Annotated in this window: 19 protein-coding genes; all 19 read right to left on the bottom strand. The window is 59.5% G+C overall.

All coding sequences use genetic code 11. The features are described 5' to 3' along the window. Positions 1-12: 12 nt before the first annotated feature. Entirely contained in the window at positions 13-801 is a 789-nt protein-coding gene (locus ACSQ87_RS08915; RefSeq protein ID WP_223431595.1) for a protein phosphatase CheZ, read from the bottom strand. Positions 802-831: 30 nt separating this feature from the next. Further along, positions 832-1,203 (bottom strand): chemotaxis response regulator CheY, encoded by a 372-nt coding sequence (locus tag ACSQ87_RS08910; protein ID WP_003183998.1) that lies wholly within the window; start codon positions 1,201-1,203, stop codon positions 832-834. Between the two features lie 167 nt (positions 1,204-1,370). Then, complete coding sequence (gene fliA / locus ACSQ87_RS08905) at positions 1,371-2,111, bottom strand: RNA polymerase sigma factor FliA (protein ID WP_095080132.1); 741 nt, start codon at positions 2,109-2,111, stop codon at positions 1,371-1,373. After that, positions 2,108-2,938 carry a flagellar synthesis regulator FleN gene (fleN, locus tag ACSQ87_RS08900; protein ID WP_008001746.1) on the bottom strand — a complete coding sequence of 277 codons (831 nt, stop codon included), beginning with the start codon at positions 2,936-2,938 and terminating at the stop codon, positions 2,108-2,110. Before fleN ends, fliA begins: the two co-directional genes overlap by 4 nt. Positions 2,939-3,054: 116 nt before the next feature. Then, positions 3,055-4,383 carry a flagellar biosynthesis protein FlhF gene (flhF, locus tag ACSQ87_RS08895; protein WP_008155822.1) on the bottom strand — a complete coding sequence of 443 codons (1,329 nt, stop codon included), beginning with the start codon at positions 4,381-4,383 and terminating at the stop codon, positions 3,055-3,057. A gap of 11 nt (positions 4,384-4,394) precedes the next feature. Further along, positions 4,395-6,524 (bottom strand): flagellar biosynthesis protein FlhA, encoded by a 2,130-nt coding sequence (gene flhA / locus ACSQ87_RS08890; RefSeq protein WP_033053491.1) that lies wholly within the window; start codon positions 6,522-6,524, stop codon positions 4,395-4,397. 262 nt (positions 6,525-6,786) lie between these two features. Continuing rightward, the gene (flhB, locus tag ACSQ87_RS08885; RefSeq protein WP_223431596.1) at positions 6,787-7,926 is read right to left on the bottom strand and encodes a flagellar biosynthesis protein FlhB; all 1,140 of its coding nucleotides are present in this window, start codon (positions 7,924-7,926) and stop codon (positions 6,787-6,789) included. Positions 7,927-7,929: 3 nt separating this feature from the next. Next, the gene (fliR, locus tag ACSQ87_RS08880; protein WP_223431597.1) at positions 7,930-8,712 is read right to left on the bottom strand and encodes a flagellar biosynthetic protein FliR; all 783 of its coding nucleotides are present in this window, start codon (positions 8,710-8,712) and stop codon (positions 7,930-7,932) included. Positions 8,713-8,715: 3 nt separating this feature from the next. Beyond that, positions 8,716-8,985 carry a flagellar biosynthesis protein FliQ gene (fliQ, locus tag ACSQ87_RS08875; RefSeq protein WP_007948918.1) on the bottom strand — a complete coding sequence of 90 codons (270 nt, stop codon included), beginning with the start codon at positions 8,983-8,985 and terminating at the stop codon, positions 8,716-8,718. After that, positions 8,982-9,740, bottom strand: coding sequence for a flagellar type III secretion system pore protein FliP (fliP, locus tag ACSQ87_RS08870; protein WP_223431598.1), 759 nt, complete (start codon positions 9,738-9,740; stop codon positions 8,982-8,984). Before fliP ends, fliQ begins: the two co-directional genes overlap by 4 nt. After that, positions 9,740-10,186 (bottom strand): flagellar biosynthetic protein FliO, encoded by a 447-nt coding sequence (gene fliO, locus ACSQ87_RS08865; RefSeq protein WP_149629157.1) that lies wholly within the window; start codon positions 10,184-10,186, stop codon positions 9,740-9,742. Before fliO ends, fliP begins: the two co-directional genes overlap by 1 nt. Further along, the gene (gene fliN / locus ACSQ87_RS08860; RefSeq protein ID WP_008151080.1) at positions 10,187-10,645 is read right to left on the bottom strand and encodes a flagellar motor switch protein FliN; all 459 of its coding nucleotides are present in this window, start codon (positions 10,643-10,645) and stop codon (positions 10,187-10,189) included. A gap of 72 nt (positions 10,646-10,717) precedes the next feature. Then, positions 10,718-11,686 (bottom strand): flagellar motor switch protein FliM, encoded by a 969-nt coding sequence (gene fliM, locus ACSQ87_RS08855; protein ID WP_008151077.1) that lies wholly within the window; start codon positions 11,684-11,686, stop codon positions 10,718-10,720. 9 nt (positions 11,687-11,695) lie between these two features. Next, positions 11,696-12,196 (bottom strand): flagellar basal body-associated protein FliL, encoded by a 501-nt coding sequence (gene fliL / locus ACSQ87_RS08850; RefSeq protein WP_033055987.1) that lies wholly within the window; start codon positions 12,194-12,196, stop codon positions 11,696-11,698. A 254-nt stretch (positions 12,197-12,450) separates the two neighbouring features. Then, positions 12,451-13,833, bottom strand: coding sequence for a flagellar hook-length control protein FliK (locus ACSQ87_RS08845; protein WP_436273584.1), 1,383 nt, complete (start codon positions 13,831-13,833; stop codon positions 12,451-12,453). Between the two features lie 83 nt (positions 13,834-13,916). Beyond that, positions 13,917-14,285, bottom strand: coding sequence for an Hpt domain-containing protein (locus tag ACSQ87_RS08840; RefSeq protein WP_223431600.1), 369 nt, complete (start codon positions 14,283-14,285; stop codon positions 13,917-13,919). A 30-nt stretch (positions 14,286-14,315) separates the two neighbouring features. Next, positions 14,316-16,022, bottom strand: a complete 1,707-nt coding sequence (locus ACSQ87_RS08835; RefSeq protein WP_436273583.1) for an ATP-binding SpoIIE family protein phosphatase — start codon at positions 16,020-16,022, stop codon at positions 14,316-14,318. 5 nt (positions 16,023-16,027) lie between these two features. After that, positions 16,028-16,327 carry an STAS domain-containing protein gene (locus ACSQ87_RS08830; protein WP_223431602.1) on the bottom strand — a complete coding sequence of 100 codons (300 nt, stop codon included), beginning with the start codon at positions 16,325-16,327 and terminating at the stop codon, positions 16,028-16,030. Between the two features lie 87 nt (positions 16,328-16,414). Next, positions 16,415-16,864: a flagellar export protein FliJ gene (gene fliJ / locus ACSQ87_RS08825; RefSeq protein ID WP_150655101.1), complete on the bottom strand. Its 450-nt coding sequence runs from the start codon at positions 16,862-16,864 to the stop codon at positions 16,415-16,417. Between the last annotated feature and the right edge of the window lie 4 nt (positions 16,865-16,868).

The raw sequence follows: 16,868 nt of genomic DNA, 5'->3' as shown, positions 1-16,868 counted from the left end.
AAACCTAAAAACCTAAAATCCAAGACTGGATAGCAAATCGTCCACATCGTCCTGACCGGACACAACGTCTTCTCTTTTATCGGCATGAATCTGCGGACCTTCACCCTGAGAGAGATGTTTTTGCGGATCTTTTTCTGCAAGCATCGCTTCACGGTCATGTTCGATGCCCGCAAAGCGGTCCACATGACTGGCCATAAGCACGAGCTTGAGCAGGTTGCTTTCAACTTCGGTGACCAATTGGGTCACACGCTTGATCACCTGACCGGTGAGGTCCTGGTAATCCTGAGCGAGCAGAATGTCGTTGAGGTTGCTCGACACAACGCGATTGTCTTCGCTGCTGCGTGTCAGGAAACCGTCGACTCGCCGGGCCAGCTCGCGGAACTCTTCAGCCCCGACTTCGCGGCGCATGAACCGTCCCCAGTCGTTGCTCAAGGCCTGGGCTTCGTTGCTCAGGCCGTTGACCAGCGGCGTGGCGTTTTCCACCAGGTCCATGGTGCGGTTGGCAGCCGCCTCGGTCAGCTTGACCACATAACCCAGACGCTCGGTGGCATCCGTGATCTGCGAGACTTCCTCGGCTTGCGGCATGTGCGGGTCAATCTGGAAATTGACGATCGCGCTATGCAGCTCGCGAGTGAGCTTGCCCACTTCCTGATACAGGCCACGGTCACGGGTCTGATTGAGCTCATGGATCAGTTGCACAGCGTCGCCGAACCTGCCTTTTTCAAGGCTTTCGACCAGTTCGACCGCGTGTTTTTTCAGAGTCGATTCGAAATCGCCCTGTGAAGACTCGTTATGCTCCATAGCTCCCCCGTGGCGCAGTGGCTTCGCACATCAACCGATGCGTTCGAAAATCTTCTCGATTTTTTCTTTTAACGCCTGGGCCGTGAAGGGCTTGACCACATAGCCGTTAACTCCGGCCTGGGCTGCCTCGATGATTTGCTCGCGCTTGGCTTCAGCGGTCACCATCAGCACCGGCAGGTGCTTGAGCTTTTCATCGGCACGCACGTGGCGCAGCAGGTCGATACCGGTCATGCCAGGCATGTTCCAGTCTGTTACCAGAAAGTCGATGCTGCCGCTGTTGAGAACCGGAATGGCAGTAGTGCCATCGTCGGCCTCGACCGTGTTGGTGAACCCAAGGTCACGCAACAGGTTTTTAATGATCCGCCGCATCGTTGAGAAGTCATCAACGATGAGGATTTTCATGTTCTTGTCCAATTCGACCTCCAAGCAGTCTTAAACGCGCCCAGCACCTGGACGCGCCATTTCAATCAATCCGGCAAAGCACTCAATGACTGTCTGGAGCACAACAGATCGGGACCGGTACGGTTCAACACCCCACCAGCCGCGTTCGCAGTGTCCCCACACTGCCTTCAGCGCGCTCGCCACTCCCCCAAACGCCCCCGCAAACGGGCCGCGCACTGGCTGTGTAACTGGCTGACCCGAGATTCGCTGACCCCCAGGACCTCACCGATTTCCTTGAGATTCAACTCTTCGTCGTAGTACAGCGCCAACACCAGTCGCTCACGCTCCGGCAAATTGGCAATCGCGTCCGCCAGCGCCGCCTGGAAGCGTTCATCTTCCAGATCGCGTGACGGCTCGAGATGAGCACTGGCGCCATCCTCGTGCAGCCCTTCGTGTTCGCCGTCCTGCAACAGATCGTCGAAACTGAATAACCGGCTGCCCAGGGTGTCGTTCAAAATCCCGTAATAATCGTCGAGACTCAATTGGAGTTCGGCCGCAACCTCGTGATCTTTAGCGTCACGACCGGTTTTAGCTTCAATCGAGCGAATGGCGTCGCTGACCATCCGGGTATTGCGGTGGACCGAACGTGGCGCCCAGTCCCCCTTGCGTACTTCATCGAGCATCGCGCCACGGATTCGAATGCCCGCGTACGTCTCGAAACTCGCGCCTTTGCTGGCGTCGTATTTGGTCGACACTTCAAGCAGGCCGATCATCCCGGCCTGGATCAGGTCTTCGACCTGGACACTGGCCGGCAGACGCGCCAGCAAGTGGTAGGCAATGCGTTTAACCAGTGGCGCGTAACGCTCGATCAGCTCGTACTGCGCGTCACGTGCCGAATTCTTGTAGAGGTTGTAGCCACTGGCTGTCATAGCACCGGTCCTGCGGTTTGTTGCACGAGGCGCTCGACGAAAAACTCCAGGTGCCCACGCGGGTTGGCAGGTAGCGGCCAGGTATCGACCTTCTGTGCAATGGCTTTGAACGCCAGTGAGCACTTGGACCGCGGGAAGGCTTCGTAGACGGCGCGCTGCTTCTGCACAGCCTTGCGCACACTTTCGTCGTAAGGCACCGCGCCGACGTATTGTAAGGCGACGTCAAGGAAGCGATCCGTGACCTTGGTCAACTTGGCGAACAGGTTGCGCCCTTCCTGCGGGCTCTGGGCCATGTTGGCCAGGACGCGGAAACGGTTCATGCCGTAATCGCGGTTCAGCAGTTTGATCAGTGCGTAGGCATCGGTGATCGAGGTCGGTTCGTCGCAGACCACCAGCAAGACTTCCTGCGCTGCGCGAACGAAACTGACTACCGAGTCCCCAATGCCCGCAGCGGTGTCGATCACTAGCACGTCGAGGTTGTCGCCGATATCGCTGAACGCCTGGATCAGGCCGGCGTGTTGGGCCGGACTTAAATGAACCATGCTCTGTGTGCCGGACGCGGCCGGGACGATGCGAATGCCGCCAGGGCCCTGCAACAGTACGTCGCGCAGCTCGCAGCGGCCTTCGATCACGTCGGCCAAAGTACGTTTGGGTGTCAGTCCCAGCAGGACGTCGACGTTCGCCAGCCCCAGATCAGCGTCCAGCAGCATGACGCGCCGGCCGAGCTCAGCTAGAGCCAGGGACAAGTTCACTGACACGTTAGTCTTCCCGACGCCACCTTTGCCGCCGGTCACCGCGATCACCTGTACGGGATGCATGCTGCCCATGAATTTTCTTTACCTTGTCTTACTTAGACGGAGGCCACATTACTGGCTGCGCGTTCAACAACTGAACAATGCATGGCAGACCATCGATGTAGGTACAAAAACTGTTCATTAATACCTCAGCCAACCTGCTTGGTCGGGCTGTGGTAAATATCAGCGAACATGTCAGCCATGGCTTCTTCGCTGGGTTCTTCTTGCATTTGCACGCTTACGGCGCGACTGACCAACTGATGACGACGCGGTAGATGCAAATCATCCGGAATCCGCGGGCCATCGGTCAGGTAGGCCACCGGCAATTCATGACTGATGGCCAGGCTCAACACCTCGCCCAGACTTGCCGTTTCATCCAGTTTAGTCAGGATGCAGCCAGCGAGCCCACAACGCTTGTAACTGTGATAAGCGGCCGTTAGAACCTGTTTCTGGCTGGTGGTTGCCAAAACCAGGTAATTTTTTGATTTGATGCCACGACCGGCCAGGCTTTCGAGCTGCATGCGCAGTGCCGGATCGCTGGCCTGAAGGCCCGCGGTATCGATCAGCACCACGCGTTTGCGCAGCAAAGGCTCCAGCGCCTGCACCAGCGATTGGCCCGGATCGACATGCGTCACCGACACATTGAGGATCCGGCCCAACGTCTTGAGTTGTTCCTGAGCACCAATACGGTAGCTGTCCATGCTGACCAGCGCGATATTTTGCGCGCCGTACTTGAGCACGTAACGGGCCGCGAGTTTGGCCAGGGTGGTGGTCTTGCCCATGCCGGCAGGGCCGACCATGGCAATCACGCCGCCCTCTTCCAGAGGCTCGACTTCCGGTGTGGCGATCATCCGCGCCAGATGTGCCAGCAACATGCGCCAGGCCTGACGAGGTTCTTCAATATCGGTAATCAGCGCCAGCAAATCGCGCGACAACGGGCCGGACAGGCCGATGCGTTGCAGGCGACGCCAAAGATTGGCCTGGGCCGGACGGCTGCCTTGCAGCTGATTCCAGGCCAGGGAGCCGAGTTGCACTTCCATCAGTTCGCGCAGGCTGTTGAGTTCGAAACGCATCGAGTCGAACGCCCGTGGGTCGACGCCACCGGAGGCAGGTGCCGCAGCGGGTGCAGGACGACGGGGTTCGGTGTAGGTCGGCTCGATCAGCGGCTCGGCGGCGGTCAGTGGCAGGCCGGCGAATAACTGGCGATTGGTGGACTTGTCGCTCTCGCCATCGCTGCGCAGGCTCAGTTCGGCCTGGGCGGTGACGATCCGCGATTGGGTCTTGCGCAGCTCGTCTTCGAGTTCCATGTTCGGAACGCGCGGAGCCAGCGCCGACAACTTGTAATCCAGGGCAGCCGTCAGCTCGACACCACCGGCGATCCGGCGGTTGCCAATGATGGCGGCATCAGCGCCCAGCTCATCACGAACCAGTTTCATGGCCTGACGCATATCGGCGGCGAAAAAACGCTTAACTTGCATAAACCACTACCTCAGCCGTTGGGCCCTACTGTCGCAACGATGGTCACTTGCTTGTTGTCAGGAATTTCCTGGTAAGCCAACACATGCAAACCCGGGACTGCCAATCGGCCGAATCGCGACAGCATCGCGCGAACCGGACCGGCTACCAGCAGAATCACCGGCTGACCTTGCATTTCCTGACGCTGCGCCGCATCGATCAACGAGCGCTGCAGTTTCTCAGCCATGCTTGGCTCCAGCAGAACACCCTCTTCCGAGCCTTGTCCTGCCTTCTGAAGACTATTGAGCAATATTTGTTCCAACCTTGGCTCCAGCGTGATCACTGGTAGCTCGGAGTCAGTCCCTACAATGCTTTGGACGATTGCGCGGGATACGCCGACGCGCACCGCGGCCACCAGCGCGGCAGTATCTTGACTCTTGCTGGCATTGTTCGCGATGGCTTCGGCAATGCTGCGAATGTCCCGTACTGGCACCTGTTCGGCCAGCAATGCCTGCAATACTTTGAGCAGCTGCGACAGAGACACCACACCCGGCACCAGTTCTTCGGCCAGTTTTGGCGAGCTTTTGGCCAACAATTGCATGAGTTGTTGCACTTCTTCGTGACCGATCAACTCGCTCGAGTGCTTGTACAAAATCTGGTTCAAGTGGGTTGCCACCACTGTACTGGCATCGACCACGGTATAACCGAGGGATTGTGCCTGGGCACGCTGGCTGATTTCGATCCAGACTGCCTCCAGACCGAAAGCCGGATCTTTGGCGGTAATGCCATTGAGCGTACCGTAGACCTGCCCCGGGTTGATCGCCAGTTCGCGGTCCGGGTAAATTTCCGCTTCAGCCAGGATCACCCCCATCAGGGTCAGGCGATAGGCACTCGGCGCCAGGTCGAGGTTGTCACGGATATGCACGGTCGGCATCAGGAAGCCCAGGTCCTGGGACAGCTTCTTGCGCACGCCCTTGATCCGCGCCAGCAACTGACCACCCTGATTGCGGTCCACCAGCGGAATCAACCGGTAGCCGACTTCCAGGCCGATCATGTCGATCGGAGTGACGTCGTCCCAGCCAAGCTCTTTGGTTTCCTGAGCGCGAGCCGGTGATGGCAGCAGTTCCTGTTGACGCTTGACCTCTTGCAAGGCCTGAACCTTGACCACGTTCTGCTTCTTCCAGAACAGGTACGCACCGCCGGCCGCCAGGGCCGCCATGCTGAGAAAGGAGAAATGCGGCATGCCCGGCACGAGGCCCATCACTGCCATCAAACCTGCCGCCACGGCCAACGCTTTGGGCGAGGCGAACATCTGGCGATTGATCTGCTTGCCCATGTCTTCCGAACCGGAAGCACGGGTCACCATGATCGCTGCAGCTGTAGATAAAAGCAGTGATGGCAATTGCGCCACCAAACCGTCACCGATGGTCAACAAGGCGTACACCCGACCGGCATCGCCGAAGGTCATGCCGTGCTGGAAGATACCGACTGCCATGCCGCCGATCAGGTTGATGAACAGAATCAGCAGGCCGGCAATGGCGTCACCGCGAACGAACTTGCTGGCACCGTCCATGGAACCGTAGAACTCGGCTTCCTGGGCCACTTCCATCCGGCGCAGTTTGGCCTGGTTCTGATCGATCAGGCCGGCGTTCAAGTCGGCGTCGATGGCCATTTGTTTACCGGGCATCGCATCGAGGGTGAAACGCGCACTCACCTCGGAAATCCGCCCGGCACCCTTGGTCACCACGACAAAGTTGATGATCATCAAAATCGCGAAGACGACGATACCGACCACGTAGTTACCGCCGATCACCACCTCGCCGAAGGCCTGGATCACCTTGCCGGCGGCGGCATGACCGTCCTGGCCGTGGAGCATCACCACCCGCGTGGAGGCCACGTTCAGCGCCAGTCGCAGCAACGTCGCCACCAGCAGAATGGTCGGGAACACCGCAAAGTCCAGTGGCCGCAACGCGTAAACACAGACCAGCAAGACGACAATCGACAACGCGATGTTGAACGTGAAGAACACATCCAGCAGGAACGGCGGCACCGGCAACATCATCATCGCCAGCATGACCAGCAGCAACAACGGCACACCCAGATTGCCCCGACTTAAGTCGGCAACGTTTGTGCGAGCACTGTTGAGTAACTGAGAGCGATCCACCGGTATTCCCCATCCCTTGAAGCAAACTTTTTGACGCCTGAAGCAGGCGCAGAGCCGCTATTGCAAGAAGCCTTCCAACTTTTGCCGAGACAGGGAATAGAGGGTTCTATTGAGTCTCGTAGCAGCTGTCGAGCCTGCGAGGCTGCGTTCGGTTTGGGCCGCATTCGGACGCAGCAGTCGTAAACCTTTTGCGAGGACTTCGGTCGAGCGCGACCCCGGCTCGAACGCAGCCTCGCAGGCTCGGCAGCTGCTACAGGCGCAATCAGGAATCGCGTCGCAGGTCCGGCGGAATCGGCAGGTCGTCCTTGAGCGGATCCGGGCGTTTGCCCTTGCCGGCGCGGTGCTGGCGGATCTGGTAGACGTAAGCGAGCACTTGGGCGACGGCAAGGTAAAGCCCGCCGGGAATTTCCTGATCAAGCTCGGTGGAGTAGTAAATCGAACGCGCCAGTGCCGGCGACTCAAGCAGCAGCACTTCGTTGGCCACAGCGATTTCACGGATCTTCAAGGCCAGGAAGTCGCTGCCCTTGGCGATCAGCATCGGCGCCCCACCCTTGTCCGGATCGTACTTGAGCGCTACGGCGTAGTGGGTCGGGTTGGTGATGACCACATCGGCGTCGGGGATCGCCGCCATCATCCGGCGCTGGGACATTTCGCGCTGCAGCTGACGGATCCGTTGTTTAACCTCTGGCTTCCCTTCCTGATCTTTATGCTCGTCACGCACTTCCTGCTTGGTCATCAGCAGTTTCTTGTGGCTTTCCCAAAGCTGCACCGGTACGTCCACCGCGGCAATAACGATCAGCCCGCAAGACATCCATAACGTACTCCAGCCCACCACCTGCAGGCAGTGAATGACGGCCAGCTCCAACGGTTCGTGGGCGATGCGTATCAGGTCATCGATGTCTGACGATAACACCTGCAGGGCCACAGCCAGGATGATCAAAAACTTCGCAAACGCCTTAAGCAACTCCGCCACCGCCTTGAACGAAAACATTCGCTTGAGGCCGGCGGCAGGGTTCATCCGACTGAATTTCGGTGCCAGGGAACCCGCTGCGAATAGCCATCCACCAAGGGAAATCGGCCCGATCAACGCTGCCAGCACCAGGGTGATCATGATCGGCTGAATCGCCAGCAAGGCCGTCAGCCCTGAACTCAACAGGTAAGTGCTCATGGAGCGCTGATCGAGAATGACTTCACGCGACAGGGAGAAATTCTGCCGCATCAATTCCATCAAGTCTTGCGCCAGCGCCCCGCCGAAAATCAGCAGCGCACCGGAACCCGCCAACATGATCGCCAGCGTGTTGAGCTCTTTGGAGCGCGCGATCTCGCCCTTCTCGCGAGAGTCCTTCTTGCGCTTCTCGGTGGGGTCTTCTGTTTTGTCCTGACCGCTTTCGCTCTCAGCCATGACTCAGCGCGCCCGTGCCAGTTCGCGTAACAACTGCAAGGCCTCGGAGGCCAGCGGTTGATACTGATTGATAATGTCCGCCAGCCCGACCCAGACGATGAATAGCCCAAGCACCAGCGTCAGCGGAAAGCCGATAGAAAAGATGTTCAACTGCGGCGCAGCCCGGGTCATCACGCCAAAGGCAATGTTGACCACCAGCAACGCAGTAATCGCCGGCAACACCAGCAACAGCGCGGCACCGAGAACCCAGCCGAGCTTGCCGGCCAGTTCCCAGAAATGATTGACCATCAACCCGCTACCGACCGGCAGCGTAGTGAAGCTTTCAGTGAGGACTTCGAACACCACCAGATGGCCGTTCATGGACAGGAACAACAGCGTCACCAGCATGGTGAAGAACTGCCCGATCACGGCCACCGACACGCCGTTGGTAGGGTCGACCATCGAAGCGAAGCCCATGCCCATCTGGATGGAGACAATCTGCCCCGCGACCACAAAGGCCTGGAAGAACAACTGCAAAGAGAACCCCAGCACTGCACCGACGAGGATCTGCTCGGCAATCAGCAGCAGCCCGCTCAAGTCCAGCGCATTGACCGGCGGCATCGGCGGCAGGCCGGGAGCGATGACCAACGTAATCGCCAGGGCGAAATAAAGGCGCACTCGCGTGGGCACCAGGGTCGTGCCGAACACCGGCATGACCATCAGCAAGGCGCCGACGCGAAACAGCGGCAGCATGAACGTCGCCACCCAGGTACTGATCTGGGTATCGGTCAGTTGGAGCAGCGACATGGTTTAGCCGATGACCTGAGGAATACTGCCGTACAACTGCAGGATGTATTCCATGAAGGTCTGCACCAGCCATGGACCGGCGACGATCAACGTCACCAGCATCACCAGCAGGCGCGGCAGGAAGCTCAGGGTCTGTTCGTTGATCTGCGTAGCGGCCTGGAACATCGCCACCAACAGGCCCACGAGCAAACTCGGAATCACCAGCACGGCAACCATCATGGTGGTCAGCCACAGTGCTTCCCGGAAGATGTCTACCGCAACTTCTGGCGTCATGGCGATACACCGCCGAAGCTGCTCGCCAGCGTACCGATGATCAACGCCCAGCCATCCACCAGTACGAACAGCATGATCTTGAATGGCAGGGAAATGATCAGCGGCGAGAGCATCATCATACCCATGGCCATCAGGACACTGGCCACGACCAGGTCGATGATCAGGAACGGAATGAAGATCATGAAGCCGATCTGGAACGCGGTTTTCAGTTCGGAGGTAACGAACGCCGGAACCAGAATCGTCAGCGGCGCCTGATCGGGCGAGGCGATATCAGTGCGTTTGGACAAGCGCATGAACAACTCCAGATCGCTGCTGCGAGTCTGGGCGAGCATGAAATCCTTGATCGGCACCTGCGCCTTGGCCACGGCGTCTTGAGCGGTGAGTTTCTCCGCCAGATACGGCTGCAAGGCATCCTGATTAACCCGGTCGAATACCGGCGCCATGATGAACAGGGTCAGGAACAGCGCCATGCCCGTGAGGATCTGGTTCGACGGCGTTTGTTGCAGGCCCAGGGCCTGACGCAGGATCGAGAAGACGATAATGATCCGGGTGAAACTGGTCATCAGCATGACGAACGCCGGGATAAAACTCAGCGCAGTCATGATCAGCAGGATTTGCAGGCTGACCGAATACTCCTGAGCGCCGTTGGCATTGGTACCCAAGGTAATCGCCGGGATCGACAACGGATCGGCGGCGAACACCAACGGCGCGGCCAGCATCAGGGCCAGCGTCAAGACGATGCGTAGCGCACCCATTACTTCTTATCCTTATGATCCTTGCCCATCAGCTCCATCAGGCGCTGGGCAAACTCGGGGGTCGCTTTTTCAGTCCCGCTGGGCACTTGCACCGGCTCCTTGAGCACGTGCAACGCGGTGATGGTGCCGGGGCTCAAGCCAAGCAGAATCTGCTCGTTGCCGACCTGCACCAGCATCAGACGGTCACGCGGGCCCAGCGCGCGGGAACCGATCAGCTCGATCACCTGCCCCTTGCCGGCCGGTCCGGCCTGCTGCACCCGTCGCAGCAACCAGGCGAGGAAGAAGATCAACCCCAGCACCAGCAGCAAACCGAACACCAACTGCGTCAATTGCCCGGCCACACCGCTGCTGACCGCGGGTGCGGCGGCCGCAGTAGCGGTCGCTACCGGCTCGGCTGCCAAAACACTGAACGGCAACGCCAGCACAAACCCCAGAACCTTTTTCACTCAGCGCAGCTTCTTGATGCGTTCGCTTGGGCTGATCACGTCAGTCAGGCGGATGCCGAACTTCTCGTTGACCACCACCACTTCACCGTGAGCGATGAGCGTGCCGTTGACCAGTACGTCCAGCGGCTCACCGGCCAGACGATCGAGCTCGATCACCGATCCCTGGTTAAGCTGCAGCAGGTTGCGGATGTTGATGTCAGTGCTGCCGACTTCCATGGAAATCGACACCGGAATGTCGAGGATCACGTCCAGGTTAGGACCGTCGAGGGTGACCGGATCGTTATTTTTCGGCACGCTGCCGAACTCTTCCATCGGCAGACGGTTGGACGGCGAACTGGCGGCATCGGCGGCCAGCAAGGCGTCGATATCGTCCTGCCCGGCGTCGCCGGTTTCTTCCAGGGCCGCAGCCCATTCATCGGCCAGCGCCTGGTCGTCCTGGGTGTTCATATCGTTAGCCATCAATTTGTCCTCGGCGGGCATCCATTCAATCAGGAGCCGTCAGTTAAAAGCACAGGGGGGTTGGAGCGCCGATCAGCGGCGCTCGATCGGCTCGATCACTTGCAACGCGAGGTTGCCTTTGTGCGACCCCATCTTGACCTTGAACGCAGGCACGCCGTTGGCGCGCATGATCATCTCATCCGGCATCTCGACCGGGATAATGTCCCCCGGCTGCATGTGCAAAATGTCCCGCAGGCGCAACTGGCGACGGGCAACCGTGGCACCGATCGGCACGTCTACGTCCAGCACGTCCTGGCGCAAGGCGTTGACCCAGCGCTCGTCCTGATCGTCGAGATCCGACTGGAAGCCGGCGTCGAGCATTTCGCGTACGGGTTCGATCATCGAGTACGGCATGGTCACGTGCAGGTCGCCGCCACCGCCATCGAGTTCGATGTGGAAGGTCGACACCACAATCGCTTCGCTCGGGCCGACGATATTGGCCATGGCCGGGTTCACTTCCGAGTTGATGTACTCGAAGTTCACTTCCATGATCGCCTGCCAGGCTTCCTTCAAATCGACGAAGGCCTGTTCCAGCACCATGCGCACCACACGCAGTTCTGTGGGGGTGAATTCACGCCCTTCGATCTTCGCGTGACGGCCGTCGCCGCCGAAGAAGTTGTCCACCAGTTTGAACACCAGTTTGGCGTCGAGGATGAACAACGCGGTGCCGCGCAACGGTTTGATCTTGACCAGGTTGAGGCTGGTCGGCACGTACAGCGAGTGCACGTATTCGCCGAACTTCATCACCTGCACGCCACCGACGGCAACGTCCGCCGAGCGGCGCAGCATGTTGAACATGCTGATGCGGGTGTAACGGGCGAAACGCTCGTTGATCATTTCCAGGGTCGGCATACGTCCACGGACGATGCGATCCTGGCTGGTCAGGTCGTAGCTTTTGACACTGCCGGGTTCAGCAGCGGTATCGGTCTGTACCAGACCATCGTCGACGCCATGCAACAGCGCATCGATCTCATCCTGGGACAGCAGGTCCTGCACGGCCATGTCGTGTTCCTACTGCAGTACGAAATTAGTGAAAAGCAACTGTTCGATGACCACTTTGCCGAGTTCTTTCTGCGCCACTTCCTGGACGCTGGCCGTGGCTTTCTGACGCAACATTTCCTGGCCGACCGGCGACGCCAGGGTGGCGAAGTCCTGTCCGGAGAACAGCATGACCAGGTTATTGCGGATGACAGGCATGTGAACTTTGAGCGCTTCCAGATCAGCTTGATTGCGACCCTGCATGGTGATGCTCACCTGCATGTAGCGCTGACGACCGTTCTGGTTGTAGTTGGCCACGAAGGCCGGAGCCATGGGCTCGAAAATCGCTGGCTGCTTGCCGACCGGGGCGGTTTCGGCTGCGGCGGCAGGCTTGCTCTGGGCGCTGTGCATGAAGAACCAGGTCGCTCCCACGGACAAGCCGATCGCCAGCAGCAGGGCCACCACGATCACAATGATCAGCTTGAGTTTGCCTTTGGTTGCGGGGTCTTTTACTGCTGCTTCGCTCTTCGCCATGCCAATAATCCGTCACTATTCGGGTTTTCACAGTCGCACGGCAAGGCAAGAGCAAGTGTTATGCCAGAAGTGTCTGGAGACATGGGAGACGGCGGATGACGACCCACCACAAAACAAATGTGGGAGCGGCGGTGCGACGATTCGACTTGCTCGCGAATACGGTTGAACATTCAACATTTCTGTTGTCTGACACACCGCCTTCGCGAGCAAGTCGAATCGTCGCACCGCCGCTCCCACAGGGGTTTTGCGTTTGATCAGGCGTAGTAGTCGACTGCGCTGGAGCCGATGACGCTGGTGGTGCTGGCCACTACTTCGGTAGCTGTTGGCGCAAGCTCCTCATCCATGGAATCGAGGCGACCACCGCTGGCGTTAGTGCGTCCGCCCTGGCCTTGACCTTGTTGAGCCTGTTCCTGCCCTTGGCCCTGCCAGCCACGGGACTGGTCGGACACATTGACGTCGACCTGACCCATGCCCTGCTGCGCAAACATGTCACGCAGGCGATGCATCTGCCCGTCCAGCGCTTCGCGAACACTTGGATGGGCGCTCATGAACGTCACCTGGGTCTGCTGATCCGGAACCATGTTCACCCGAATGTCCAGGCGCCCCAGTTCAGCCGGTTGCAACTGGATGTCGGCGGCCTTGAGATTGGCACTGGACAGGTACATGACCCGGTTCACTACTTCTTCGGTCCAGCCACTCTGATGCATGGCGATCGGTTGATTCACCGGCAATGCGTTGGCGGTTTTCGGCGTGGCCGCCTGGGTCAGTGCCGCCAGACGGTTGGCGAAATCGTCGACCCGGGTATCGCTACTCGCGGACTTCAGGTCCTTGAGACCGTCATCGATAAGACCACCGAAGGCCTTGTCGCCGCCCTGGCCGGTGCTGTCCTTGTCGGCTTGCACATCGAGCATGCTCGCCATGCCTGCGGCGAAGGTCTGCGCCGAGGTTGACTCGCCGTCGGCCTGGGCCTGGGCCTGGGTCGGTGCCTGGGTCGGCGCCGCTTTGGGCTGAGCCTGACTCGCAGCCGAAATATGGCCGCCCCGCTCCATGGCCATACGCACGGCCGGCAACGCATCGAGAGGATCGGCTTCGGGATCGAAATCGCTATCCACCGTTGCAGCAGCAACTGGCGCCGCAGTCACTGCCGCAGCAACTGGCGCTTCGACCTGCGGCGCCACGGTGACGACCACTGGAGGGGCTTGCGGAACGGGGGTTGCCACCACTGCCTGCAACGGTGGCAGTAACGAAGGATCGAGGGCTGGATCAACCGGCGCGGTGTCGACTACCGGCGTTTCGGCAGCCTCCGACGCATCATCGCTGGCAGTCTTGTCGTCAGCCTGCGCCGGTTTATCGGCGGGCAAGGATTTGCCGCTATCGGCAACCGCAGGTTCCGGGGCGGCAGACGTGTCGTTGCTGACGTCCTTTTTATCAGGGCTGTCCGGCGCTTTATCGCGTATCGGCTTGGCCGATCCATCACCCACCGCAGAGGGTTTGTTCCGGGCTTGATTGGCGTAGACCTGAGCGAAGCTGGATGCCTTGTGCCCAGGCTCAGCGGCCAGCGCCGGTGTATTGGCGGAAGCGGCTTGAGTCTTGGCCTGCGCGGCGGCCTGAAGAAGCATATTGGGAGTAACGGGCATGGAACGGTCTCCGCTGCACTGGGATCGTAGGTACAGTTGACGGAGATTAGTGCAAAGGTCGCGCCAGGTTTGAGTGATAGGCGCTAAAAGCGCCGGACGGTCTCATTGGCAGAGAGAGAACGCTGACGCTCGGCCTCATAGAGCGGCCGGACAAACGCAAATTCGTCATCAATTTCGCCCACCAGTTTTTCAATGCCGGCGAGACTTTTTTGCTTGGCGCGCTGCTCCAGCTCATGGCACAACTCAGCCAGGCGAATGGCGCCCATGTTGCTGCTGCTGCCCTTGAAACTATGGGCGGCATTCATGAGCTGCGCAGCATCTTCAACCTTTCGCAAGATGCGCAAACGCTCTTCGGAATCGGCGAGAAAGGTATCCAGCAACGTCGGATACTCATCCTCCATGACCTCTTGCAACGCGTTCAGTACGTCGCGGTCCAGGTGTGTGTCAGCCACTTGCTCACTCCTTGATCAAGAATGCGTGGATTATGCCAGAGCCTCCCAGAAAAACTCCACGCGGGCACTTCGACCATCGTCGGACCAACTCGCATTGTGGCCCAGCTGACGGATCAGACTGACGCCACGTCCCGACAGACGGACACCATCCACGGGCAGCTCCATCACCCGCGCGACATCGAAACCCTTGCCACTGTCTTCAACCCGAACAGCCAGGCACCCGCCATCGCCCTTGGGTGTCACCTGCAAATGCACCCGCACGAAGCCGTCCTGCAACTCGTCCAAGCGTGTATTGCGTTGTTGATAATAGCGGGTAAAACCCGAGGCATCACGCTTGAGCGCCGAATCCAGCCCCAGCACTCCATGCTCCAGGGCATTGGAATACAGTTCGGCCAACACACTGTAGAGCGCCCCGCTCTGAGCCCGCAGACCGTGGACCTCAAGCAGCAATTGCAGAAGATACGGCAGCGGATTGAAGCGTTTGAGCGTGGCGGCGCGGAATTCGAAACTCACTGACCAGTCCAGCGGGCAGGACTGACCACTGTCGGAATACACCAGCGCCGGCGGGCTCAGTTGTGCGGCCTCCAGCAGACTGACCTCGACCATGCTCACGTCATCACGGGCCTCGCCGCGAAAGTCCCGCAACGCCTGCTCGATCTCTTCGAACAACTCATCAGGCTGACGATTGGCCGCAAACACCTGCTGCAATCGCTCCACACCAAACAACTGTTCGTTGGCATCGCAGGTATCGATCACCCCGTCGGACAACAGGAAGATCCGATCCCCGACCGCCATCGGAAACACCTCGGTGCGGTCATCAAAGGATTGCGGGCTCAGCACGCCAAGCGGCAAATGCCGAGCCGTCAGGGGCGTGCGCTCACCGCTGGCGATGCTGTGCAGATATCCGTCCGGCATTCCGCCGTTCCACACCGCCACCGAGCGTCGCTGAAAACTCAGGCACAGCAGCGTTGCACAACAGAACATGTCCACCGGCAGGATGCGCTTGAGCTTGGCATTCATCTCGCGCAGGGTTTCGGACAGGCCGTAACCCTTGGCGGTCATGCCATAGAAAACTTCGGCCAAGGGCATGGCACCGACCGCGGCCGGCAAACCGTGACCGGTAAAATCGCCGAGCAGCACGTGCATGTCGCCGGCCGGGGTGAACGCGGCCAGCAGCAGATCGCCGTTGAACAACGCATAAGGCGATTGCAGGTAGCGGATATTGGGTGCATTCAGGCAGCCGGAGTGGGCCACCTTGTCGAACACGGCTTTGGCCACCCGCTGCTCGTTGAGCAGGTAGTCGTGGTGCCTGGCGATCTGGTCGCGCTGTTGCAACACCGTGGCCTGCAACCGCCGCAAGCGGTCCATCGCCTTGATCTTGGCGGCGAGGATCACCTGGTTGTAGGGCTTGGCCAGAAAGTCATCGCCCCCAGCCTCCAGACAGCGGGCCAGCGCTTCGCTTTCGGTCAGCGACGTCAGGAAGATGATCGGCACCAGGGTTTCCCCGGCCAATACCTTGATCTGCCGCGCCGCCTCGAAACCGTCCATCACTGGCATCATCGCGTCCATGAGCACCAGTTGCGGTCGTTGCTGACGAAACGCTTCAACGGCTTCGGCACCGTTGGCGGCCGTCAGCACCTCATGCCCCTGACGACGGACGATGGTCGACAGCAGCATGCGATCGGCCGCGCTGTCTTCAGCGATCAGGATCGTCAGCGGTTCGAACGGCGACTGCATGCCGTTCAACTGATGTCGAACAGTTTGTCGAAATTGGAGATGGCGAGGATCTTCTTCACGTCGGTGCTGCTGTTGACGACGCGAATATCGGAACTGTCGCCACCCGCGTGATCACGCAGCAAGAGCAACATGCCCAGCGCCGAACTGTCGAGGTAGGTGGCATCTTTCAAGTCGACGACAACTGCGGAGAGCTTCTTGTCCTCATAGGACTCACGAAACTCCTGATGCTTGGCGAAATCGAATCGCCCCTTGACCGATATCGTCAGCTTTTGCCCATCTTGGGATACTTCTGTAACGACTGGCATTTAACGGCTTCCTTGTCATTGGTGAGCGTACGTGTACAAGGTTTAGCACTTGGCTGGGGCTGGAGCAAGATCAAAAGAAGGCACCACTCAATAAGGATCCTGACGCGGCAACCGCTGGGACAACTCATCCAGCAGCTTTTGCTCGCGCCGGTCTTCCAGCCGCCGCGCCTCATCCATGTAGCGCAACACCAGTTTGCGCAAGCCTTCGACCCGGGCAAACGCCTCCTGCCAGGATTCCCGCGCCTTGTTCAGGTTGTTTTGATGCCATACCAGGCTTTGTCGCTGCTGGTCGATGGCGGTACCCAGTTGCGCGAGGAAGCCTTGATAACCCAGCAGCCATTGGCCCGACACGCCACTGCTGCCGCGCACGATCCACTGCTCTTGATAGTCGAGACGAAAGGCTTCGAGGTCGGCGAGTTTGCTTTCTGCCAGGCGGACTTGCCCCTGGAAGTGCCCGAGACGCAGGACCGCGGTTTTCTCGGCCTTTTCGGCCATTTCGACCACGGGGGCCAGGCGCGAGGCTCGGCTCTGGGCCATGGCC

Origin of the sequence: Pseudomonas sp. LjRoot277, assembly GCF_964253845.1 — a bacterium.
Classification (GTDB): Bacteria; Pseudomonadota; Gammaproteobacteria; order Pseudomonadales; family Pseudomonadaceae; genus Aquipseudomonas.
This window is presented reverse-complemented; position numbering and strand designations above follow the sequence as displayed.